17 protein-coding genes and 1 tRNA gene are annotated in these 22,798 nt (G+C 69.5%); 1 reads left to right on the top strand and 17 read right to left on the bottom strand.

What is annotated here, in order from left to right; genetic code table 11:
- Window positions 1-194: 194 nt before the first annotated feature.
- The 16 genes from AAGI91_15160 to AAGI91_15085 form a co-directional block, all read right to left on the bottom strand.
- Window positions 195-1,406, bottom strand: coding sequence for a D-Ala-D-Ala carboxypeptidase family metallohydrolase (locus AAGI91_15160; GenBank protein MEM1043952.1), 1,212 nt, complete (start codon window positions 1,404-1,406; stop codon window positions 195-197).
- On the bottom strand, window positions 1,403-2,113 hold the full coding sequence (locus tag AAGI91_15155) for a PKD domain-containing protein (protein ID MEM1043951.1): 711 nt from the start codon (window positions 2,111-2,113) through the stop codon (window positions 1,403-1,405). The genes AAGI91_15160 and AAGI91_15155 overlap by 4 nt, the downstream gene beginning before the upstream one ends.
- Window positions 2,114-2,309: 196 nt before the next feature.
- Window positions 2,310-3,191: a CPBP family glutamic-type intramembrane protease gene (locus AAGI91_15150; GenBank protein MEM1043950.1), complete on the bottom strand. Its 882-nt coding sequence runs from the start codon at window positions 3,189-3,191 to the stop codon at window positions 2,310-2,312.
- 131 nt (window positions 3,192-3,322) lie between these two features.
- Window positions 3,323-4,285 carry a hypothetical protein gene (locus tag AAGI91_15145; protein MEM1043949.1) on the bottom strand — a complete coding sequence of 321 codons (963 nt, stop codon included), beginning with the start codon at window positions 4,283-4,285 and terminating at the stop codon, window positions 3,323-3,325.
- Window positions 4,286-4,318: 33 nt separating this feature from the next.
- Window positions 4,319-6,130 (bottom strand): hypothetical protein, encoded by a 1,812-nt coding sequence (locus tag AAGI91_15140; GenBank protein MEM1043948.1) that lies wholly within the window; start codon window positions 6,128-6,130, stop codon window positions 4,319-4,321.
- A gap of 41 nt (window positions 6,131-6,171) precedes the next feature.
- Window positions 6,172-7,500, bottom strand: coding sequence for a type IV pilus twitching motility protein PilT (locus AAGI91_15135; GenBank protein MEM1043947.1), 1,329 nt, complete (start codon window positions 7,498-7,500; stop codon window positions 6,172-6,174).
- A gap of 37 nt (window positions 7,501-7,537) precedes the next feature.
- Window positions 7,538-8,881, bottom strand: a complete 1,344-nt coding sequence (locus tag AAGI91_15130) for a hypothetical protein (protein MEM1043946.1) — start codon at window positions 8,879-8,881, stop codon at window positions 7,538-7,540.
- 16 nt (window positions 8,882-8,897) lie between these two features.
- Window positions 8,898-9,647, bottom strand: coding sequence for a hypothetical protein (locus tag AAGI91_15125; protein ID MEM1043945.1), 750 nt, complete (start codon window positions 9,645-9,647; stop codon window positions 8,898-8,900).
- Between the two features lie 4 nt (window positions 9,648-9,651).
- Window positions 9,652-10,377, bottom strand: coding sequence for a hypothetical protein (locus tag AAGI91_15120; protein ID MEM1043944.1), 726 nt, complete (start codon window positions 10,375-10,377; stop codon window positions 9,652-9,654).
- An 18-nt stretch (window positions 10,378-10,395) separates the two neighbouring features.
- Window positions 10,396-12,384, bottom strand: coding sequence for a GspE/PulE family protein (locus AAGI91_15115; GenBank protein MEM1043943.1), 1,989 nt, complete (start codon window positions 12,382-12,384; stop codon window positions 10,396-10,398).
- A gap of 31 nt (window positions 12,385-12,415) precedes the next feature.
- On the bottom strand, window positions 12,416-13,771 hold the full coding sequence (locus AAGI91_15110) for a type II secretion system F family protein (protein MEM1043942.1): 1,356 nt from the start codon (window positions 13,769-13,771) through the stop codon (window positions 12,416-12,418).
- A gap of 113 nt (window positions 13,772-13,884) precedes the next feature.
- A complete protein-coding gene (locus AAGI91_15105; GenBank protein MEM1043941.1) occupies window positions 13,885-14,367 on the bottom strand; it encodes a hypothetical protein in 483 nt (160 codons plus the stop codon).
- A gap of 442 nt (window positions 14,368-14,809) precedes the next feature.
- Window positions 14,810-16,066 carry an SH3 domain-containing protein gene (locus AAGI91_15100; protein ID MEM1043940.1) on the bottom strand — a complete coding sequence of 419 codons (1,257 nt, stop codon included), beginning with the start codon at window positions 16,064-16,066 and terminating at the stop codon, window positions 14,810-14,812.
- A gap of 297 nt (window positions 16,067-16,363) precedes the next feature.
- On the bottom strand, window positions 16,364-18,784 hold the full coding sequence (locus tag AAGI91_15095) for a response regulator (protein MEM1043939.1): 2,421 nt from the start codon (window positions 18,782-18,784) through the stop codon (window positions 16,364-16,366).
- Window positions 18,785-19,060: 276 nt separating this feature from the next.
- On the bottom strand, window positions 19,061-19,966 hold the full coding sequence (locus AAGI91_15090) for an ion transporter (GenBank protein ID MEM1043938.1): 906 nt from the start codon (window positions 19,964-19,966) through the stop codon (window positions 19,061-19,063).
- Between the two features lie 90 nt (window positions 19,967-20,056).
- Window positions 20,057-20,130 (bottom strand) — tRNA-Met (locus tag AAGI91_15085).
- A gap of 127 nt (window positions 20,131-20,257) precedes the next feature.
- Here AAGI91_15085 and holB point away from each other — a divergent pair.
- Window positions 20,258-21,430 (top strand): DNA polymerase III subunit delta', encoded by a 1,173-nt coding sequence (holB, locus tag AAGI91_15080; protein ID MEM1043937.1) that lies wholly within the window; start codon window positions 20,258-20,260, stop codon window positions 21,428-21,430.
- Here holB and AAGI91_15075 read toward each other — a convergent pair.
- The coding region (locus tag AAGI91_15075; GenBank protein MEM1043936.1) for a Mur ligase family protein at window positions 21,427-22,798 on the bottom strand (1,372 nt) is incomplete at its 5' end. The two genes, holB and AAGI91_15075, sit on opposite strands and share 4 nt — an antisense overlap.

The following is a 22,798-nucleotide window of genomic DNA, read 5'->3' as shown; positions in this document are numbered from 1 at the left end:
GGATAGTGTCTCACCTACACGAGGTCGTCCCCGCGTAGGCGGGGACCCATGCACCCCCCTGTGTGAAGCGCCGCCGCCTGATGGATGCCCGCCTGCGCGGGCATGACATGAGAGTGAGGCAACAATCCTCAGAGGTGGTATAAGGGCGTACGGCCGTACGCCCCTACCTACGGTGATCAGAGCGAGCGCTGCACTTACCGTCCGGGCCGGAAGCCTGTCGCGCCGTCCACGTTCGTAACGCCCGTCTCGGTCTCGCCTGCCGCGCGGCGCACGGCGTACGCGACGTAGGTGCCGTCGCTGCGGTTCTGGCACCACGCCACGAGCGCGCCCAGGCCGAGCGCGGCGAGTTCGGGGTCGCCCGCGGCGAGGTGGCGCACGTCCGCCTCGCCCTCCTGAACGTCCAGCACGACGGCCCCCGACGTACCCTCGCGGCGTACGATTTCCGCGATGGCCCCCTGGTAGCGCCGGAGCAGCGCTTCCGAGTCGAGCGCCACCGGCGCGTCGGACGGGGAGGACGTGCCGAGCGAGTCGGCAGGCTCGACCGGATCTTCGAGCCAGGCCGCAGCGGCGGCGGTCGCCAGCCAGGCAGGCACGGGGCGTCCGCACTGGGTCAGCGCCCACGCGTCGAAGGCGGCCTCGCGGAGTGCCGCGCCCTCGTAGACCCACGTAGCAAGCGTCCCCCGCGTGTCGACGTGGAGGGTATGGGTGCCGAGGCCGAGGCCGACCCCGCAGCCCATCGTGCCGAGCGCGAGCCGGGCGAGCTCAAGCGGGCTGTGGTCGGGTGACCAGATGTCGGCGGCCTGGCCCCGCATGTGATAGCTCCCCGCCACGCCGCCGACGGTCTCGTTATAGGCCTCGTGCCGGTAGCCCGAGACAATGGCGAGTCGTCCGGCCCGGGCGCGGAGACGCTCCAGCCCGTCGAGAAACGCTGGGTCGACGCGCACCATGACGGAGCCGTCGCCCGGGGCGAAGTCGGTCAGCCGGAAGCTCGGCGAGATCATCTCGTCCTCGCGCCCGCTGATCCACTGGAGCGGTGCTGCCGCGCCGGTCGGATCGCCGTAGTTGACGCCCTGGATGACCAGGTCGCGGGTGCCGAGGCCGGCGGCACCCGGCCGGAGCGGTACCTGGACCGGTGGCAGAGTCGAAGGGGTAGGCTGGAGGTGCCGGAGGGCAGCTGCCGAGGGGCCGGAGAGTGGGAAGTCGTGTGGCAGAGGGCGGTGCGGCGCGCGCTCGGCCAGTGGCCGCACGTCAGGACCGGGCTCCCGGAGGCCGAGGTCCGGCCGCACGAGAGCCAGCAGGAGTACGCTGGAGGCCAAGGCGAGGAACCAGAACACGCGCCGGGGCCGGCGGGCAGGCGCAGCGTCCGGGACCGCACCCTCGGTCGGTTCGGGGGCGTGCGGCGTCATGGCACCCTCCCGCCGCCGGGGCGCGCTGCGGTGAGCTGCATTAGCCAGAGCGGCCGGTCCTCGACGCGGAGCACGCGTCGGCGCGCGGCCAGCGCCTCGGCCTCTGTCTGGTATCCGCCTACGATGACGTAGTACTGCGTCGTCCCCGTCTTCGCCGCGGCCACGATGCCGGCCCGGTGCCCGGCTTCGGTGTAGCGGGCAGCGTCGCGCTTCGCCGCGAGGCGCGAGCCGTGGATCCCCGTCACCCACACGATCTGGCCCGCGTCGAACAGAGGCGGGGCCGAAGCTGACCGCATCGACCTGCGAGTCGGGGCGATGACGACCGCCAGCCGCGCCGTGTCGGCGCTGACCGCGTTGCGGACGACCGCCGTGACGATGTAGCGACCGGGCCGCTCGTAGCGCTGCACCACGTTGTTGCCGGCCGCCCTCGTGCCGTCGCCGAAGTCCCACACGTACTCGACTGGCTGTGCGAAGCCAGGCGCGAGCCGGAGCCGGAAGTTCTCCGCCTCGCCCACGCTGAGTGTTTCGCGTCCGTACACCTGCACGATCCGAACCAAGCCTTGAACGGGAAGATCTACGCCAGCCGCCGACGTGGTATCCGCGATGCGGGCGGGGCGTTCCGGCACCACCGGGCGCTGCACGGGCGGCGCGCACGCCGCGAAGGCGAGCGGTAGAAGCGCGAGGATCGGAAGGCGGAAGCGTGGCAACGCAGTCTGTCGAGGACGAAGTACAGACAGCGCGAGCCGAGCATAGGCTTCGCTCGGAACCTTCCTCTGATGTCACCCTGAACTCGCTTCCCTGCGGGGAGGCGTCGCGTTCAGGGTCTCGAAGGGGCACGTCCGGTTCGGCGAGATCCAGGATCAGGGGCCGGGGTGACAGCCTTCTTGGCGTTCCGACTATGCCCTAGACCGGCAGGCTTCGCAGTGCAGCAGGCCTCGTGCCGGTGTCAGCGAGGGTGAACACCTCCCCGAACCGGCGGTGGAACGCCGGCCAGGCCAGCAGCAGGCTGCAGACCCCGACGAGCGCCAGGAGCGAAGGGTCCGGCCCGGCCACCACCACCGGCATCGGGTTGTTCACGAGGGCGTGGGCGGCGATGGCGATGAAGAGGTTGCCGGTGCGGAGGTAGAGCGCCGCGAAGAGAACCCCGACCAGGACTACCAGGAAGACGTAGGCCGCCACGTCGCCGTAGGAGAGCCCCATGCGGAGCGCGGCTGGGACATGGTTCAAGCCAAAGTAGAGCTGCGGCAGCCCGAGGGCAATCCCCGCTTGCAGCGCCCGGTTCGAGGTCCGGGTGCGGGCGAGGAGGTAGAGCTGCGGGACGAGGAAGCCCCGGTACATCACCTCCTCGATAAAGGCGCTCCCGAACGTAGCCTCCAGGAGCCGGACCCCGACCCGCTCCGGGCCGGCCGCCAGGGCCGGGTTCAGCATCGGCTCGAAGGGAGCGCTGGAGGCCAGCAGGCTCAGCACGGCCTGGACGCCGCCCCAGACGAGGATCGTGACGATGACGGCGTTCGGGACATGGCTCCGCCTCAGACCGAGGTCGCGGAGGCGGAGCCCCCCCACCCACACCATAACGATGCCGACGAGGAGGACGAGTTCGATCAATCCTGCCAGCACGATGGGAGAGACCACTCCCGCCGTGGCCGCCTCGACGGGCCGGGCTACGTGGGCGTAGAACGGCACGCTGAAAAACACAGCCTTCAGGCCGAGGTGGAGTACCACGAACAGGGCCACCGAGGCCCTGCGTGCAGACGTCGCGCTGTCAAAGAACGAGAGGGACGGCATCGAAGACAGAGAGGCGTGCAGGTACGCGTTCGTGGACGTGCTCTCTGTATCGGTGCCTCCTGCTAGACGTTAACCCGACCGCTGCCGGGCCGTCCGGTGTAGCGAACGTGCGCGAGGTGGTGTCGCCGCGACTACCGTCCGTCGATGGGTTCGAGTTGGACGCCGTCGCCGAGGGCCTGGCGGTACTGGCCTTGCCCGCTCCCGCCGCCCACCCGGAGGTTGACCGTCTCGACGCGGTCGCCCTTGTTGAGCTGGACGCGCACGAAGCTGTTGATCGGGTCGATCCGCTCGATCTGGCCGAGGTAGATCCGGTCGCCCTCGAGCATCACATGGCGGCCGTAGCGGTCCTCGAAGATGGCCTGGCTGCCCATGATCGCTACGAGGGCAGCGCTCTCCACGTCGAGGAGCTGCTCGTCGTTGGGCGGCAGGTCGGTCCGCACGAGCGGCGTGAACGAGGCGTCCGGCGGGCGGTGGGACGGCAGGATCGAGAGCGGGATGGGCCGGAGCGAGTCTTCGGGCGCGCTGATCCCTTCGAGTCCGGCGAAGTAGGCGTCGAGCGAGAACTCGAAGGCCACCATGTCGAGCCGGCGGTCGACGTCGGTCCGGCGGTTCTTCTTGAAGACGTTGACGTGCTCGGCCCGAAGGTCGCGGATGCGGTAGAACTCCCGGTTGTTTTCGAGGTGCCACAGGAGGTGGTAGAAGTCGCTGTAGAACGCCGTCCCCGTCACCTGCCAGGTGTAGGTGCTGAAGTCCGCGCCCGTCGTCCGCGAGCCCAGGGCGAGGTCGAACTGCTCGAACCCGTCCCGGGTCAGGCTTTCGAGGTACTCCACCATGTCGGCCGTGTTGAGCGAGCGCGGGATGTACTTGTAGCGCGACTCCCACCGGCGGAGCGCTTCGGCGGCGGCCTCTGTCGCGCCGACCTCGCGCACGGCGAGGTCGGCGGCGCGGGTGTGCTGGAACTCGGCCTGCGCCCGGCGCTGCTCCATCTGCTCGATTTGCTGGCCCGACTGCACGTCGCTGACGTAGTACCCGGCCGCGCCGACGCCGACGGTAGCCAGGAGCAGGAGCGCAGTGATGAAAAGAGAGGTAGGCATAGGTGACAGTGCAGCGAGCGCGAAGCTCGGAGGCTAGTGGTCGTGGCGGGCCGGGTGGACCTCGGTCGGGCCTTCGGGGTTGGCCTCGCCGGGCTTGATGTTGCGGAGGTAGTTGGCGGCGCTGGGCAGCTCTTCGGGCGCGGGGAACACCATCTCGTAGCTGTAGACGCGGCGCTCGCCGACGTCCTGGTAGTTGAGCTGCTCGATCGCGCCGTCGAGCCTGCGCGACAGGTCGACGATCGCGAGGCGCGAGAGGGCGTGGCCGGACATCCGCATCGCCTGCGTCCCCTCGGGTTCGAGCGCGTCCACCCACGTCTCCGGCGTGGCGCCCGTGGCCCGGGAGACGCGCTCGGTCGTGCGGACCCACTTGTCGCTGCCGACGAGGAGCGAGTCGAGCACGTTCATCGCCCGCGTGTAGGTGGCGTAGGCGCGGTCCAGGCTGTCGACCCGCGCCTGGAGGAGGTCCGGGTTCTGCGCCGGCGGGGCGATGGGGTTGCGCAGGAACTCTTGCCGCACCTCGCTCACCTCGGCGGCCTTCGCCTGGTAGCGGGCGACGCTGAGGCCGGCCACGGCCAGGAGGAGAACCGCCGCGAGGACCGTGTGCCACACCACCGCGAGCTTCTTGCGGCGGCGTTGCAGCTCCTTCGGGAGTAGGTTGACGCCCGCCGTCTCCCAGCCTTCGGCGAGGCGCAGCCCGACCGCGAGCGCGGGCAGCGTGCGCGCTTTTGTGTAGCCCTCGTCGGTCTCTGGCAGCGTGAGGCCGGTGTCAGCCAGGGCCCGGTCTAGCGGCTCGACGGCGGCGTGCTCGTAGTACGCCCGGAAGGCGTCGAGGAGGCGCTCGTCCTGCCCGGTCCCGGCGACGAACACGTTGTGGAGCGTACCGATCCGGTTCTCGTCCTGCTGGAGGAGGACGCGGCTGCAGATCGTCTCCGGCGCGTCGAAGGCCGTGAGCGAGCGGAGCCGCTCGAGGTGCTGGAGCCGGGCACCCCGGAAGAACAGCACGAGCGTGTCTTCCGTGCCGACGCGGACGAAGGCGCTCTGCTCGCTGCCGGCCGGCTTCAGGGTGTGGGCCACGAGCGACGCGTACGCCGAGACTTCGGCGTCGAGGAAACGGGCTCGCGGGGCTACGGCCTCGTGCTTCTCACGCAGCGCGGCGAGGGTAGCTGAGACCGGCTCCGCCGGCGTCGCCACGAGCGCGAGGGCGCGCCGCCGGCCGCGCGCCTCGGCGAGCGGGAAGAAGGCGAGACGGCTCTCGTCGATGGCTCCGTTGTGGTGCTGCGGGAGGGCCTCCAGCAGTGCTTTCTGGTCACCAGAGGAGAACGCCAGAGAGGGCTCGTTGTCTTTTGCCTTGCCGCTGTCCTTTTTCTTGTCGCCGCTCGGGGCCGGAAGCTGGATGTAGGCCACGTCCGGCGGGGCGATGCAGAATGCGACTTGCAGCGTTTCGTAGCCCAGCGCTCGGCACTCCTGCAGGATGTCCCTGAGTTGCGCCGCGAAGGGGGCGCGCTTGGGAGCGCTGCCCTGCGCCATGCTCCGGGCGAGCGGAAGCATCTGGTCGTCTCTCCGCACGCCAAGCTGGTCCAGCTCCGACGGCAGGAGGGAGGCCCCGTTGTCCGCGCTCCCGTCACCGACTTCGAGCGTGTAGTCGGCCGTGTCCGTCTCCTGGAGGCCGGGGACTGCTGCAGCCAGTTCCTGCGCCGAGGCCATCGTGGCCTGGGGCGTGCGCTCCCGGACGAAGCGCCGCAGGACCTCGGTCTGCCCCTCCGAGCGCTGGAGCAGGACCGCCTCAATCGTTTCCGGGGCGACGTAGACGCCGAGCGCTGTGGGGACGTTGGTTTTCTTCATCATAGCGTGGAAAACGCGGCAGCGGAAAGCCTAGTGCATGGGGGTCAGTGCACGAGCGAGAGAAAGCGTCGCTTGTTGTTGGCGTAGTTCATCGCCGTCTCCATCGTGATGTCGCCGATCTGGACGAGGCGTGCGAGGTCCTGCTCGAGCGTGACCATGCCCTGGTCGCTGCCCTGCCAGATCATCTGGTAGACTTCGTGGGTGTTGCCGTTCTTAACGGCCGCCTTGACGGCTGAGGTCACCCACAGCACCTCTTTGGCGAGGACGCGCCCGCCGCCGATCGCCGGGACGAGCTTCTGCGAGACTACGCACCGGAGCACGTCGGCGAGGCGGTACCGGATGCGGTCCTGCTCCTCGGAAGGGTACTCTGCCACGATCCGGTCGATGGACTCGACCGCGCTGCCGGTGTGGAGCGTCGAGAACACCTTGTGCCCGGTGTCGGCCGTTTCGAGCGCCGTCGAGATCGTCTCGGGGTCCCGCATCTCGCCGACGATCACGATGTCGGGGTCCTGCCGGAGGCCCTGGATCATCCCGTCGGTGAAGCTCTTGACGTCGGTCCCGACCTCGCGGTGGCGGACGATGCACTGCTTCGAGGTGTGGATGTACTCGAGCGGCTGCGCGACAACGAGGATGTGCCCCTCGAAGTCTTTGTTGTTGGCGTCGATGATGGCGTCGAGCGTGGTACTCTTGCCGGCCCCGGTGACGCCGGTGCAGAGCGTCAGCCCGTCGCGGACGTGGCGGAACATGAACCCGCGCTCGATGATCGGGTGGAAGCCGAGGCTGCGCAGCGAGCGCGGCTGGTGCGCGAGGACGCGCTTGCTGAGGGCGAGGTGCTTGTTGTCGTAGTAGGTCGTCGTGCGGAAGCGGCGGAGGACGCCGCGCGCGCGCCCGGTGTGGTCGGGGAGTGTGTAGCCGAAGTCGACGGCGAGGCGGTCGAGGAGGCGCTGGTGCTGGGCCGGGGACAGGAGGGTGAGGATCACGAGGTCGGCCTCGTCCATCGAGAACGTGCCGGCGGTCTCGTCGGCCCGCTTGCGCCCGTCGACGCGGTACCACACCGTGCCGTTGGCCGCCGGCCCGCCGAAGTCGAGGTCGGAGGCGTCGAGGTCGATCATGCGCTGCGCGAGGCCCTCGTAGAGCACCTGCACGGCGTCGCGGTCCGCCTTCGGGACCTGGTTGATCTGGTCGACGAACCACCGGATGCGGTCCTCGCCTTCGAGGTCCGGCGGCACGGCAGTCAGGACCTCGTAGTACGAGTCCGGGAGCAGGCGCTCTGCCTGGAGCGCCGGCCCGCCGTCGCCCGCGCCGAGGCGGGCGGAGAGGTCGTTGTCGCCGGGCGAACCGTCGCCGACGGGAAGGTGCGGTGTGTGTTCCACGGAGAGCGTGCGATGGTGTGGTGTGGACGGAGGTTAGTTACGGTCGTTCAGCCCATTCGCGGTAGGATACCAGACGAATACCCTCGGGAGCACGGCGTGAAACGGCGGGATAGATGCCGGGATCGACGACGCCGTCGACCGGCTCGGCGAAGTAGACCCGCGTGTTGCCGATCACAGCGACCGGCTGGCGCGCGAGCAGCCCGCCGATCACAACGCGCGGCCCGGTGCCGATAGGTGGGACGACCGTCCCCTGCGTGTAGATCGTCGCGGCCAGGAAGGTGCGCTCGCTGATCTGGACGTCCCCTGCGACGTAGAGGCCAAGCGTCACCCCGCCCGCGACGTTGTCGTCGATCCACTGGCGGAGCACCGTGGTGTCGGCCGTCAGGCTCGGGCGCGGCTCGTTGACCGCCGATAGGCTGGCGTCGGAGTCGATGGTAAAGTCGCCGCTGACGTAGATGCGGATGTGCCCAGGAAGCTGAACCTCGCCACCGCTGACGTCACTGCTGACCGTCAAGTCACCGTTGACGAGGAGCACGTAGGGCGCATCCGCCGTGCCTTTGCCGACGACGTCGAGGCCGGCCCCGTTCTTCAGCCACCCGTTGACCAAGCTGTCTCCGGGTGGATCCGTGTTCTTCGGGCCCTGCGAGGGAGTAAGGGTCCACGTCGGCTTCGTGGCGTCCGGTGTGATAGACGTCAGATCGATAGGGGGAACGCGGATCGAGTCACGCCGGCCGACGGCGGGATCGCCGGAGAAGAGCGAGGCGTCGGCGCTCGTGGAGCCGGTGTAGGTGCCGGTGCCATAGACCGCGAAGGTGCTGGTGCTAGAGCCCAGGGTGCCGTTGGTGTGCAGGTCGCCCAGGATCTCCGCAGTGCCTCCCACGGTGAGGTCCTGCGCGGACCAGACGGCCTTGCGGAAGCCTCCGGGCACGTTCACGTCCACCCACCGGCGCTGGTAGACGGCCTCGACGACGAAGTCTGTCGGCTCGACGGACTGCGTGGTCTCGTTCCAACTGTCGAACGCGCCCTTGACCCGGAGCCGGACGCGGTCGGGGTCGCTGGGGTCGGCTGGGTCGCCGAGGTACATCTCCGTCAGGCTGTCGGAGTAAGTCACCGAGATGCCGCCGCCCATTTCGTAGACCACGTCGCGAACGTTGAACCGGGCCTGGGCGGTGCTGAGTACGTCCGTCCAGTCGTCGGGCCGGTCGTTGAGCCGGCGGACCGCGTCGCGCAGGGCGATCTGCGAGGCCTCGCGCGCGACGCGGTCGGTCTGGTACGCACCCAGCGCAGCGCTCGCGTCGCTCGTCGCGGCGCGGGCGTTGTAGAGCAGCACCCCCCCGAGGAGGATGGCGCTGATCGTGAGGATGACGGCGTACTGTCCCATGAGCGGGGCTTTGTGCTCAGTTCGTCACGCGGATCAGGTTGGGCGGGCGGAAGCGGCGGACCCACCGCGTCTGGTCGATTTTGCCGCGCTGCGCGGGGTCGCTGCCGTCGGCGTAGCCCGTGCCGCCGCCGAGCGGCGAGACGGCCGCGAGGGCGATCTCGATGGCCCGCACGCTGCGGAGCGTGTCCGCCGACGTAGCCCCCGCGACGTTGACAGGGCCGCCGTTGACGTTGAAGAACTCGAACTCGATCTCCGTCAGCGTGTCGATGCTGGAGCCCGCTGGGACGAACGATGCCCCGGGGCCGTCGGCGACGAAGCGGCGGATGACGTAGGTGGGCGTCGTCACGAAGGCGTTGGTGGCGTAGTCGAAGACACGGGCGCTGCCGGTCTCGCTCCATGTGTAGCGGATGCGGCGCTCGTAGTCGGTGTTCGGGTCGAGCGCGACGTGGCCGACCGAGGCGTCGCGGTCGGTCCACGAGTAGAACTCGAAGGAGGCCGAGTCCGTCGCGGTGACCGTAGAGTCGAAGCTGCTGAGGCCCGTAAAACCGCCGAAGCCTGTGCGCATCGAGGCGCTACTCTGCCCGGCTCCCATGTTGCCGAAGTCTTCCTCCACGACCTCGGCAAAGCTGAGGAGGCCCGCCTTCGCCGCCGAATACTGGGCAGAACTCGTCGTGTGGTTCTGCCCGCGCCATGCGATCACGGCGAGGATCAGAATGACCGTGACCCCGATGACGGTGGAAGCGATGATGGCGATCAGCTCTTGCATAGCATTACCACGCCCACCGGGAGCACGGCGTCGGCGTGGGGCACTGGTTGGCAGGCGGGGGATCGGTAGCCCGGACGAAGGGGATGCTCTCGTAGTCGGTCGTGCAGCCGTAGGTGAAGACGCGCTCCAGCCTGAGGCTGAACTGCGCGTCGGGGTCGGCCGGGTCGTCGCCGACGTAGAGGAAAGGGTTCGTGACCTCGATCGTCACCTTCTTGGCGAAGGACGTGGAATCGCCCGGCAGCACGCGGGTGAAGTCGCCGGGGTCCACGTACTCGACGCCGAGGACGTCCACCTGGTAGTCGATCTCGCCGCGCGTGATCGTGTCCCGGACGGCCTCGAGCCCTTCGATGAAGGCGCAGTCGAGGCCGGAGCAGGCCCCAAACGTGGAGCCGGCACCCGACGGCCTGGCGAGCTTGTCCTGCTCCTCGCCGTTGTCCGCGATGCGCCCGCAGTAGGGCTGGAGCGACCGCGGCACGGGGTTGCACTCCTGGTCGATGGGCACCGAGGACGCCGGGCACCCGAGCGCCGTCGTGCTACGCGAGCGCTGGTAGTTCCATGTGTGCCAGTCGAAGTGCCGCGTTCCGATCTGGTCGAGGACGCCGGTCCCGACACTCGTGAGCTGGGTGGCGACCTCGTTGAGGGCCTGCTCCTGCTGGTCGCGCCCGACGCCGCGCTGCATGTTCATCGAGAGGAACATGATCATCATGAGCGCGAGGATGGCGTAGATCATCTGGGCCATAGCACCTCCTCAGTCCTCGACGGCGGTGACACGGATGACCTCGTCGATGCTCGTCAGGCCGCGCCGGACGATCTCGCGCGCCGAGGCGAGGAGCGTCAGCATCCCTTCCTCGACGGCCACCTTGCGGATCGCATCTTCGTCCACGTCGCCCTTCGCCTTGACGATCATGTGCCGGATGGCGCGTGTGAAGTAGAGCGCCTCCGAGATGGCCTGACGCCCTTTGTAGCCGACCCCGTTGCAGGTGGGGCAGCCGTCGCGGTGGCCGGCCGTGTAGAAGGTCAGCCGCTCGATCTCCTCCGGCACGAACCCGACTTCCTCCAAGAGCACGGGGTCGGGGTCGGGGTCGGGCACCTTGCACGTCGGGCAGAGCGTGCGGAGGAGCCGCTGCGCGACCACGAGGTTGATCGCGTAGGCGATCAGGAAGGGCTCGACGCCCATCTTGTAGAGGCGGCTGACCGCGCTCGGCGCGTCGTTCGTGTGGAGCGTCGAGAAGGTCAGGTGCCCCGTGTTGGCGAGCTTGACGGCGAGTTCGGCCGTCTGCTGGTCGCGCATCTCGCCGACCATCACCACGTCGGGGTCGTGGCGGAGGACCGAGCGGAGCGCGCGCTCCATCGAGATCCGGGGGCCGAGCTTGATCTGGCGCACGCCGCGGATGACGTACTCGACGGGGTCCTCGATCGAGAGGACGTTGATCTGCGGGCGGATCACCTGGTGGAGGGCGGCGACGAGCGTCGTGCTCTTGCCCGAGCCGGTCGGGCCGGTCATGATGACCATGCCGTAGGGCTGGCGAATGGCTTTGCGGAAGCGCTCCAGGGCGCCGGGCAGGAGGCCGATCGCGCCGAGGTCGTTGAACACCTTGCGGTCGTCGAGCACGCGGATGACGATGCTCTCGGCCTTGATGCCGTGGTTGGCGCTCGCAATCGGAAGCACGCTGACGCGGTAGCGGATGAGCGTGCCGTCGACGGTGCGCTGGATGTAGCCGTCTTGGGCGGCCTCGCGCTCGAAGCGGTCGACGTTGCCCGCGCGGTCTTTGATGACAGCGAGAAGGGCCTCGGGAGCTACCTTGTCCTCGGTGTGCCAGTGCTGGAGCTCGCCGTCGATGCGGAGGTGGAACTCGGTCCGGCGCTCGGCATCGGGGAAGACGTGGATGTCGGACGCCCCGAGGCGGACGGCCTCGACGAGGCAGGCCTCGACGAGGTTGATGAGCCCTGAGCGGTTGATCTCGGCCTCGATGGCCTCCTCGTCGACGAGCTGCTGCCGCCCCTCGTCGAACGACGCGCCGAGTTCGTAGGCCCACTTCTCCTCCTGCATCCGCTCCAGGAACTCGTTGCGCTGCGGGAAGAGGGCGCGCAGGAGCGGGATGATCTTGCTCTCGGGCGCGTAGCGGAGCTCGTAGTCTTCGAGCCCGAGGCGGTGGACGAGCCGGAGCACGTCGGGGGCCGTCGGGTCCTGGCTGGCGACGATGAGGCGGAGTACGCCGCGCTCGGGGTCCACCTCGTAGCGGAGCGGGAGGAGCTGGAGCGCGAGGAGTTCGTCGCGGTTCTCGGCCGAGAAGCCCTCCACGAGCCGCTTGACGAAGTCGCTCTCGACGGACTCGGAGCTGACCGGCTCCTCGCGGAAGGCGTAGATCCGGGCAGCCTCGGCGTAGATCGCCTCGCGGTCGACGCGCGGGTGCTGCGCCACCCAGCGCCAGAGGGTCTCCTTCTCGCCGCGCCGCCGCCACTGGTTGAAGGCCTCGCGGACGTGGGCGAGGGTCACGAGGTCGCGGTCCAGGAGGCGGGCCACGACGCGGTCGCGCCGCGCGGCTTCCTCGGTCTCGCTCGGCGGCGGGGCCGGGATGCGGGCCGCGCCCTCGGCGCCCGGCGCGTCCGGCGTGCCGAGGAGCGGGTCGTCTACCAGCAGTTCCGACGAGCCGTTCGGGGTGTCCTTCTCGATGAAGGCCACGCCGTCGTCCGGCTCGTCAGTCTTGCCGAATATCTTGCGTAACTCGTAGGCCATAGGACTGGGCGTCGGGGCGGGCGGGGCGAGGCTACTGCGCTTCGAGCATGATGTCGGAGCTGGTCGGCGAGATGAAGGCGCTCTCGGCCGAGAGGATCGTCAGGAGAGCGACGAGGAGCGAGATGAAGATGGCCGTCGCCGTCTTGATCGTCTCGATTGCGGTTTCGAGCTTGAGGTCGACCTCGCGCTTGTAGAAGTCAGCCATCTCCTCGGCGGCTTCTTTCACGGAGCCCGTCTCGGCACCGGAGCGGAAGCGGGCGAGCGTCATCGGAAGGAACACCCCGCTGGCCTGCATACTCTCGACGAGGTCGCTCCCGGCGGCGGTCAGGAGCGGGATCGTGATCGTCCTGACCTGGTGCTCGATGAACGTGTTGCCTGTCGACTCGGCCGAGATGCGCATCACCTCCTCGCCCTCGCCGGAGCCGCTGTAGAGCACCCCGAAGACGCGGCAGAAGATCTCGAGGTTGAGCTTGTGCAGCAGGTCGCCGAGGAGCGGCAGGCGGATCATCTGCTTGTGGAGGAGGAACCGCCCCCGGGTCGTGCGCGCCCAGACGATGAAGCCGACGATGGAGAGAATCGTCAGGAGGATGACGATCCAGCCGTTCGCGTCCATCCAGGTGGCGAACGCGAGCGAGGCCGTCGTCAGCGGCGGGAGGTCCACGTTGTAGCGCGAGAAGAGGCGGGCGTAGGACGGCACGATGTACCACACGTACCAGATGAACGCCCCGAGGGCCGCCAGGAGCGTGATCACGGGCGTGATCATCGCGCTGCGGACGCTCTTCTTGAACTTGTCCTTGCGCTCGAGGTAGAGCGCCGTCGCCTCGAACATCTCGGCCATGTTGCCGCTGACCGTCGCGAGGCCGAGCATGTACGAGGTGAACTTGCCGAGCGTGTGCTGGTGTTTCAGGAACGCGTGGCGCGCGTCGAGCCCGCTCTTGAGGTCGCTCGACAGGTCGCGGATGGTCTGGCGCAGCGCGCCGTTGCGGGTGTCGGTGGCGAGGAGGTTGAGGATCTCGTCGAACGACAGCCGCCGCCGGAGCATGTTGGAGGCGAGCCGGACGAACATCACGATGTCCCCGCTCGGGGGCCGCAGCTGCACGTCGAGGAGCTTCTTCTCGACCTTGACCACGTCGAGCCCAACGCGCTCCAGGGCGGCGCGGACCTCGTCGGCCCCGTAGGCCTTCTGCTCGCCCTTGACGATCTGGCCGCCGACGTGGCGCACCTGGTACTGGAACGTCGCGCGCGGGGCGACCTCCTGCGTCTGGAAGTTGTGCTGGTCGGCGAGGGAGCCGATGCGCTTCTTGGCCTGGCGCGGGTTGGGCGCGAAGACGGTGCCGCGCACGGCCTCGCCTGAGACGTTGACCCCGGTAAATCGGTACTCGCGCATGAGAGCAGAGGAAGCGTAGGAGGAGGGTGCGGCGTCCCGGTGATGATCGCCGGGACGCCGCGTGGCTCATCCAGAGGGTACAGCGGCACCTACAAGTTAGGGACAGGCCCAAGTTAGGGACAGGCCGCGGCTTCAAGACCTGTGGAGACGCCCGCTATTTGCGTAATCCGGGAAATGATGTCGCCGTCCGTCAGCCCGCACACCGCGAGGCTGACGATCGTGCTGTCGCCCGTCGCGTTCGGGTCGTTGGTGGCCTGGAGGAAGAAGCCGCCTGAGCTGGCTGCTGTGACCTCGAAGTTGCCGTTGAGGTTGGCGTAGGTGTCCTCACCTGGGTAGCCGAGCGCGCCCAGCGTAGCCCCGGTGTAGTTCTGCGGGTCGTTGACGACGGACGCTTCTTCCGAAGAGGCCTGGCCGCCGAACGGGGCGGGCTTACGCTTCCAGGACTGGGCGTCGTTGGCGATACGGACGGCGTCCTGGACGATGGCGTCGGCGTTGGCCTTGGCGCTGTTCTCGCTGAAGGCGGCGATGCCGACGACGATGGCGGTCCCGACGATAACGGTCGCAAGGACGAGAAGGATGAGCTGTTGCTGACCCATGGTTACTACCTCGTGTGTGTTGTAGTGCTAAAGGGTGAAGGGGTGCGCCACCGGCGCAGGACAGTAGCAACGCGGCGTGCCGTGTGGCCCCACGTTCGTGAGGAGAGCCCGCGCCGGTCGTTGGAGCATGGCAAGGGTAGGGGCAGCGCGCGCCGCTCCATGCTCCAAAGCGCTCATCTTCCTGCGCTCAGCGCCGCGTGAGCTATTTGCGGCATCGGATGAGCGATACGAGGCATGCCGCAGGAGCCGAGGAAACAGGGCGCTACGCAATGAATCTCCGTTCCCCGGGACGGTGGCGTTAGAGACCGTCGCCCGGTTCGAGTGACCGGTAGGGCGTGCTCGCCGAGCGCGCCGCTCGCTGCGCGGCGATGCTGACACGGACGCCTCGGCGAGGCATCCTCACCACCAGGTCCTACCCCATCGAACCTGCTGCGCGCGTGCGCTAGGGACTCCCGTCCGCGTTCTGCTGGCGCACCAGGTCGACGAGGGCGACGTAGCCGGGGATGTCGCGGATCGGATCGGCGCGGTAGGCCGGGTCCAGCGCCACGATGCCCAGCACAGCCTGGCGCGCCTCGGCGAGATTGCGCTGCCGAAGGTGCGAGAGCGCGACCAGCCGGTAGGCCCACACGGCCTCAGCGCCGAGCAGGCTGGGCTTGCTGAGGCAGGCACCGGCGACCTGGATGGCCCGTTCGAAGGTTGCGGTGACGTAGAAGCCGTGGGCCTCGGCAAGCTCGCTGTCGCACTGGTAGCCCGCCACCGGCAGGCCGAGGTCCCGGCGGACGGACGAGACGAGCGCCACGTAGTGGAGCGGGTCGTAGGGCCGCTTCGGCTCGTAGGCCGGATCGACTGCCAGCAGGCGGAGGAGTACCTGTTCGGCTTCGGCCTCTTCGTTCGTGTCGGCGTAGACGAGCGAGAGCAGCCGGTAGGCCGGGACCGCTTCCTCGGGCGTCGGGTCGCCTCGGTTCAGGCAGGTCGAGATCAGGTCGAGCGTCTCGCCGAAGGCGCGGTCGCGGTAGCGCAGCCGGGCTTGCGCTAGCTGCTCCGGGCAGAGGCGAGGGGCCTCTTCGATGACGCTCGGCGGGGCCGGCCGGACGACCGTGAGCAATTCGGTCGGCGGTGCGGCCTCGGGCGGCTTTGCCTGTGGCTCCGCTTCCGCCGCTAGGTCCTCCTCGGCCGCAACGGGCTCCGGCACGGGCTCCGCAACGCGGTTGGACTCTTGGGCCTCAGCAGGGGTGTCGTCGGGGGGAAGAGGTGCCGGGGCTGGGGCGGTCACTGAAGCCTCCTCCGCTGCCTGGGCCTCTGGATCTTCGGTCTCGCGGAAGTCCTCCGGTGCCTCCTGCCCTTCCAGCGGCGTCAGGGTGAGCGACTCGATAGGCTCGGCCGAGAAGTTCTCGGACGGCTGCGTCGTCGTGAGTGCTGCGTCGGCGGTGCGGGGCCGCAGCGGCGCGCGGCGGAAGCTCAGGTGGCGCTCCGGCACGAAGCCCCGGACGCCGACGTACTGCACCGCGCACCACCCGTTTTCGCAGAGTCCGAGCTGGACCGGATAGCCCTCCGGTACCGAACTGACGTGGTGGCCTGAAGACGACGGCGTGGCCCGCAGGCGGAGGTTCTGCGCTGCCGACGCGTAGCCCGGCGCGAGCGGCTGCGCAGCAGCCCCGGCAGCGGACGCGAAGAAGAGGAAGAAGAGGAACCGGGTCACGCCGGCGGATCGGCTATCGGCAGAGGTAGCGGGGCTTTGTTCAAAAACTCCCCTGTGGTGTCGTCCTGAACTCGTTTCCCTGCGGGAAGGCTTCGCGTTCAGGATCTCTAAAGGACACCTCGGTCCCCACGAGATCCCGGATCGGAGTCCGGGATGACAACTGCCTTCGAGTTTCCAAACATACCCTGGTGAACTACGCCAAAGTATAGCCTCCTAGTGTGGCGTGCCGACCGACCGGCGTGGATCTACGTGGAAAAAGCGCAGAACCCCGCTCGCGCCCTGTCTCCGAGGACCGCGCTAGCTTTGCGAGTCCGGCTCCGTCACGGCCTCGGCGGTCCGGCTCGCTGCCGCGTCGGCGAGGGCGTCGGAGGGGCGCTTGCCGGTGAGCTCGCGGAAGACCTTCGCGAAGTAGGAGACGCTGTTGAAGCCCACGGCGTAGGCGATCTCGCTGACGGTGCCGGCCTGGCCGCGGAGCAGCTTCTCGGCCCGCCGGAGCCGGTAGGTCCGGATCAGCTCGACCGGGGTCTGGTCAGCGATCGCGCGGAGCTTACGCTTGAGCTGCGCCGGGCTGATGGCGGCCTCCTCGGCGAGCTGAACGACGGTGAAACCGGCGTCGTCGAGGTGGGCCTCGACAATCTGGTAGAGGCCTTCCAGAAAGGCGGCGTCGGCGGAGCGGACGGGCCGGTCGAGCGGTTCGAGGACGACCTCCTGGCTGAACCGCTCCCGCATCGTCCGGCGCTGCCGGATGAGGTTCGCCGCCCGGGCCAGGAGCTCCTCGCCGATGAACGGTTTGGTGAGGTAGGCGTCGGCCCCGGTGTCGAAACCGGCGATCCGCGTCTCGTCGCCGCCCCGCGCGGTGATCAGAATGACCGGCGTGCTGGCGATGGCCTCGTCGTCGCGGATGCGCTGGCACAGTTCGAGCCCGTCCATCACCGGCATGAGGATGTCGCTGACGACGAGGTCGGGGCGGCGCTCCCGCGCCAGGCTGAGCGCCTCCTCGCCGTTGCTCGCCTCGACGAGCCGGTAGTGCGGGTCGAGGTGGCGGCGGACCGTCTCGCGGAGGTCGGCGTGGTCGTCCACGATGAGGACGAGGGGCGAAGGTGGGCCATCGGCGTCGGCCGCCTCGGCGGCGACGGGTGGCGCGGCGGAGGTGGGGCGCGGCGAGTCGGGCAGGCTGCGCGTGGCCAGGAGCGACTCTTCCGACAGCGGGCTGGGAGCCGGCAGCATCGCCTCGCCCGGGGCGTCGTCCACGCGCTCGTGCGCGCCCAGGTGCGCGTCGCCCAGCCGGAGGCGGACCGTAAACGTGCTCCCGAACCCGAGCCGGCTCTCGGCGAGCACCTCGCCCCGGTGCAGCTCCGCCAGTTCCTTCACGATCGACAGCCCGATGCCCGTGCCCTGGCTGGGCGTCGAGGCCTTCACCTGGTAGAACCGGTCGAAGATGTGCGGCAGCTTGTCGCCCGAGATGCCGATGCCGGTGTCCTGGATGGCGATCTCGGCGTGGCCGGCGTGAACAGGCGCGCCGTCGTCTTCCAGGGCCGGGCTCGTCCGCACCGAGACCAGCACCTTGCCGCCCTGAGGCATCGCCTTGAGCGCGTTCGAGAGGAGGTTGAAGATGATCTTCTCCAGCTTCTCCGGGTCGAAGTAGACCGCGAGGCGGTCGGTCTCGCTCTGGAACAGGAGGCGGATCCCGAGGCGCTCGGCCTCGGCCCCGAAGAGGTCGACGGCGCGCTGGAGGAAAGCGACGAGGTCGCCCCGGCGGGCCTGGAGTTCCATGCCGCCGGCTTCGAGCTTGGAGAGGTCGAGGAGCTGGTTGACGAGGCGGAGCAGGCGGAGCCCGTTGAGGCGGGCGATGTCGAGGCTGTGGCGCGCGTAGTCGTCGAAGTCGCCGAGTTCGCCGCGGGCGACGCGCTCGAGCGGGTCGAGGATGAGGGTGAGCGGCGTGCGGAACTCATGGCTGAGGTTGGCAAAGAGCTGGCTCTTGAGGTGCTCCACGCGGAGGAGCTGGAGCGCCTGCTGCTCGACCGTCACGAGGGCTTCGCGGGCCTCGGCGTGTGCGGCCTGCGCCTCGGCGTGTGCGGCCTCGGCCCCGGCCCGGGCCGCTTCGGCCTGCGCCCGCTCCTGCCGCGCCGTGGCGAGGGCGTCTTCGGCGCGCTCCTTCTCCTGCTGGAGCGCCTGCGTCCGCTCCGCGACGAGGTGGCCGAGCCGCCGCGACTGCGCCCGGACCTGCCGCGTCTGGTACCAGAACAACCCGGCTCCGAGGGCGACGACGACGCCGAAGACCAGCAGCAGAAACCACCCCGTCTCGTAGAAATAGGGCGCGATGAAGACGGGGAGCGCCTGGATGCGCGTCCAGCCCCCGCGCACGGTCTGGGCCTCGACGCGGAAGGTGTAGGAGCCCGCGTCGAGGTCACGGTAGTAGGCGAAGGTGCGGCCCTCGGCGTCCACCCAGTCAGCGTCGAGCCCCTCCATCTGGAACCGGAACCGCACCGAGTCGGCGGCGACGGCCCCGTAGCGGAACTCCACGTTCCGGCGCCCGAGCGGCGGGGCCACCGGCTCGCCCTCGCGGATCGGCAGCGGGAAGTCGTCCACGAGCACGCGGTAGATCTCGAACCACACCTCCTGCTCGGCCTGCTCGGCCGGTGCCGGCTGGCCCGCCGCCGCTGCGCTGAGGCAGAGCGCGAGGCAGAGCGTCCAGAAAAGATGAGAGAGGAGCTTCACGCGTGGAGCGGCGTCTGGTGCAGCGAGGCCGGGGAAGGAAGGGGCGTTCCGTGTCGGGGCGGCAATGAGGCCATGAGATGGAGCGGTACAATGACTATACCAGCACGTAGAGCGAGCGCCAGCAGACCCAAAGCCTGTCAAAATAGATACAGATGGCTGATAGTATAGACACGGCGTACCGGATCTGCAATACGCGCCGGGGGCACCGGTGCGGCTCGCGCGCGCCGTGACATGCGCCGGACGCAACCGCTGCGGCTCACGCGCCGCGCAAGGCCGTCACGGGGGCGCGTCGGGAAGCGGTGCCGGCTCGGGAGCTGAGGCGACGGGGGGGAGCAGCTCCCCGCACAGGCGGCAGTAGCCCGCGACGGCTTCGTGGTCCCCGGCCCCGCAGCGGCGGCAGCGGCGGGCCATGCTCCGCACCCTCGCGCTCGCAATCTCCGCCGTCACGATCCCGGTCGGGACGGCGATGATGGCGTAGCCCATGATCATGATGAGCGCCGCAATAGCCTGACCGAAGCTGGTTCCCGGCGAGATGTCGCCGTAGCCGACGGTCGTCAGGGTCACAATGGCCCAGTAGATCGAGCGTGGGATGCTGTCGAACCCGTTCTCGCCACCCTCGACGACGTACATCAGCGAGCCGAAGATCACGTCGAGCGTGACGACCACAAGGAGGAAGACCATGATCTTCCGCCGGCTTGCCCAGAGCGCCTGCCCGAGGAGGTTGGCCTCGGAGAGGTACTGGACGAGCTTGAGGATGCGGAAGACGCGGAGGAAGCGCAGCATCCGGACCACCGCCAGGGCCTGCGCGCCGGGGAAGAACACGCTGAGGTAGGTCGGCAGGATCGCCAGCAGGTCGATGACCCCGAAGAAGCTCCGCGCGTAGCGGCTCGGGCGCTCGACGCACGCGAGCCGGAGGACGTACTCGACCGTGAAGAGGATCGTGAAGACCCACTCTGCGATCCGTAGCTCGTCGCCGAAGGCAGCGCGGACAGAGGCGACGCTCTCCAGCATCACCGCCAGCACCGACAGCCCGATGAGCGCGATCAGCGCGAGGTCGAACCACCGGCCGGACCGGGTCTGGTGCCCGAAGATGACGCTGTAGAGGCGGGCCTGCCACCGTCTTGGCCCGGGCTCGATCTGGCGCGGGTAGACGTTCTCGGGAGTCGGCTGGAGCGGGGGCATGAGGGGAGAGGTGGCTGCGCGTCTAAAAGATAGCAGCCGGAGACGGCGCGAGCCCGCCCGGGCAGACCGGGCAGGCTCGCAGAGACGTCGTGGCGTGGGGGAGACTTGAACTCCCGACCTCCGGGTTATGAATCCGACGCTCTAACCAGCTGAGCTACCACGCCAGTGGAGCCCTCAAGATAGCGTGCCGAGAACCGACCTCACAACGTCCCGCACGCGCCCGACGGTGAAGCCGCTCCGAAAACGGCGGGCCGGGCAGCGGTATATTTCCGGCGGTCAAATCGGGCGGCTATGGGTTGGCAGCAGGTCATCGGACAAAGGCGGGCGGTGGAGACGCTGCGGCGGGCGCTGGCCAGCGGGCGGGTCGCGCACGCCTACCTCTTCCACGGGCCGGAAGGCGCCGGAAAGCGGGCGGCGGCCCTCGCCTTCGCGCAGGCGCTCGAATGCCCGCAGCGCGGCCCCACCGGCACGGACGCGTGCGGAGCCTGCCCGGCCTGCCACAAAGCCGAGCGCATGCTCCACCCGGACATCCACGTCTACCTCCCGCAGCCCAAAGACGCCTCGGCCGACGACGTGGCCGCCCGGCTCCAGCGGCTCGGGCAGAACCCCTACGCCGAGGTCGACTACCGCCGCCGCCCGGCGCTCGACGACCCGGCGAAGACCTCGGCCAAGCAGGCGATCTACAACGTGGACCGCGTCCGCGAGATCACGCGCGACCTCCGCTACCGCCCCGCCGAGGGCCGCGTCAACTTCGCGCTCCTGACCGACGCCGACCAGATGAACGAGGCTTCGGCCAACGCCTTCCTGAAGGGGCTGGAGGAGCCGGGCGAGCAGACCGTCATCGTTCTCACGGCGAGCCGCCCAGACCGGCTGCTGCCGACGATCCTCTCGCGCTGCCAGCGCCTCCGGTTCGACGTGCTGCCGCCAGGTGCCATCGAGGCTGCGCTGGCCGAGCGCGAAAGCATCGAGCCGGAGCGGGCAGCCCTCCTCGCGCGGATGGCCGACGGGTCGTACACCCGGGCCCTGACGCTCGCCGGTAGCGAAGAGCTCGCCCGGCAGCGGGCCCTCGTGCTCGCGTTCTTCCGCGCCGCGTTCTCCCGCGCGAGCGGCGCGCTCGACGACCTCGTCGCTGACCTCGCCGGGCTCGGGCGCGAAGGACTCAAGGGCGTTCTCCACCTCATGCTCGGCTGGGTGCGCGACCTTCTCCTGGCCCGCCACGCAGGCGACGCGGCGGCGCTCGTCAACGTGGACCAGCGCGTCGCGGTCGAGGGCTTCGTGACGAACCTGCCGGCGGCCCAGCTCGGGGCGATGGTCGGCCTCGTCGAGCACGCGCTCGGCCTCGTGGAGCGCAACGCCAACACCACGCTCGTGCTGACGGTCCTCGCCGACGCGCTCCGGGCGGCGATGCACGGGCAGGAGCGGCGGCGCCTCTTCGCACCCCTCGCCGAACCGGTGACCGCCTAGCCGACCGAGGCCGCGTGCGCCTGCGCCTCGCGCAGCACAGCGAACGCCTCGTCGCGCTGGGAGAGGACGAAGAGCAGGAGGAGGTCACCGGGCTGCATCCAGTCAAGCGCGGCGCGGACACCGGCGATGGGGTCAGAGACGTGGGTGACGTGCTCGCTCGGTGCCCCGAGCCGGTGGAGCTCGTCGTCGAGGAGGGCAGGGACCTCGCCGGTCTCGCGGCCCCGCCGGTAGTCGGCGAGGGCGGCGATGAGGACGTGGTCGGGGTCGGCGCGCCAGGCGGCGCGGGCGAGGCCGCGGATCTCGGCGTCGGTGCGGTCGCCGGCCTGCCCGATCAGGACGAGCCGGCGCTCGGCGGGCAGCGCGCGCGCCGTGTCGGCAATCGCCCCAACGCCGTGCGGGTTGTGGGCGAAGTCGACGAGTACCTTTGCGCCGCCGATCTCGAAGTAGTTACCCCGGCCGGGGTTGTCGGCCGCGTCGCCCCGGAACGCCTGGAGCCCTGCGCGGATCGCGTCCGTCGGCAGACCGAGTTCTTTGGCCAGGGCGACGGCAGCGAGAGCATTCGCCACGTTGTGCTTCGCCGCGCCGCCGAGGGCAATCGGGATGTCCGCAACCGGAAGGACGACCTCGCGTGCATCGCCCCAGGTCCAGACGATCTCGCCGTCCTCGACCGAGCAGGTCCGCCCGCCGGCCCGCCGGTGCGCGGCGAGGACCGGGTTGTCCGGGTCGAGGCTGAACCAGCAGACGGTGCCGGAGTAGTCGCGGGCGTGTCGTACGAGGCCGTCGTCGTCGGCGTTGAGGACAAGCACGCCGTCCGACTCGACCGCGCGGCGGATCGTCAGCTTGACCTCGACCAGGTCGTCCAGCGTCAGGATGCCGTAGTCGCCGAGGTGATCCTCGCCGACATTCGTGACGAGGGCCACCTCGGCGCGGGACAGGGCGAGGCCGCGCCGGAGCATGCCGCCCCGCGCCGTCTCCAGGATCGCAAGCTCGGCCCCAGTGTGACGGAGGACGGCCCTCGCTCCGCCGGGCCCCGACCAGTCGCCCCGCTCGACGACGGTGTCGCCGACGCGGACGAAGTCGGTCGAGCAGCGCCCAGCGGTGCGGCCTGCCGCCTGCGCCATCGCCGCGGTGAGCCGGACAGTGGTCGACTTGCCGTTCGTTCCGGTGACGAGCGCGACGGGGATGTCGTGGACCTCGGGCCAATCGACCGCTTCGGGATCGGGGATCTCGCTGACCGGCCACGTCTGGCTGCCGGTCCCGAGACCTACCGAGACGAAGTCGTCGTCTGGCAGAAACGCGACGCCGCGCACGGCGGCGGCCTCGCGGAGCGCGAGGAGGGCCGGGTTGCGCTCGGCCTCGATCTCGGCG

Source organism: Bacteroidota bacterium, from assembly GCA_038746285.1.
Classification (GTDB): Bacteria; Bacteroidota; Rhodothermia; order Rhodothermales; family JANQRZ01; genus JANQRZ01.
Note: the sequence above shows the minus strand (reverse complement) of the source record. Positions and strands in the feature narration are given on the sequence as shown.

What these genes read in the sequence shown, in the direction of transcription:
- AAGI91_15160 (MEM1043952.1), bottom strand. Translation starts at nt 1,406, where the DNA reads ATGACGCCGCACGCCCCCGAACCGACCGAGGGTGCGGTCCCGGACGCT.
- AAGI91_15150 (MEM1043950.1), bottom strand. Translation starts at nt 3,191, where the DNA reads ATGCCGTCCCTCTCGTTCTTTGACAGCGCGACGTCTGCACGCAGGGCC.
- AAGI91_15145 (MEM1043949.1), bottom strand. Translation starts at nt 4,285, where the DNA reads ATGCCTACCTCTCTTTTCATCACTGCGCTCCTGCTCCTGGCTACCGTC.
- AAGI91_15140 (MEM1043948.1), bottom strand. Translation starts at nt 6,130, where the DNA reads ATGATGAAGAAAACCAACGTCCCCACAGCGCTCGGCGTCTACGTCGCC.
- AAGI91_15130 (MEM1043946.1), bottom strand. Translation starts at nt 8,881, where the DNA reads ATGGGACAGTACGCCGTCATCCTCACGATCAGCGCCATCCTCCTCGGG.
- AAGI91_15125 (MEM1043945.1), bottom strand. Translation starts at nt 9,647, where the DNA reads ATGCAAGAGCTGATCGCCATCATCGCTTCCACCGTCATCGGGGTCACG.
- AAGI91_15120 (MEM1043944.1), bottom strand. Translation starts at nt 10,377, where the DNA reads ATGATCTACGCCATCCTCGCGCTCATGATGATCATGTTCCTCTCGATG.
- AAGI91_15115 (MEM1043943.1), bottom strand. Translation starts at nt 12,384, where the DNA reads ATGGCCTACGAGTTACGCAAGATATTCGGCAAGACTGACGAGCCGGAC.
- AAGI91_15110 (MEM1043942.1), bottom strand. Translation starts at nt 13,771, where the DNA reads ATGCGCGAGTACCGATTTACCGGGGTCAACGTCTCAGGCGAGGCCGTG.
- AAGI91_15105 (MEM1043941.1), bottom strand. Translation starts at nt 14,367, where the DNA reads ATGGGTCAGCAACAGCTCATCCTTCTCGTCCTTGCGACCGTTATCGTC.
- AAGI91_15090 (MEM1043938.1), bottom strand. Translation starts at nt 19,966, where the DNA reads ATGCCCCCGCTCCAGCCGACTCCCGAGAACGTCTACCCGCGCCAGATC.
- holB (MEM1043937.1), top strand. Translation starts at nt 20,258, where the DNA reads ATGGGTTGGCAGCAGGTCATCGGACAAAGGCGGGCGGTGGAGACGCTG.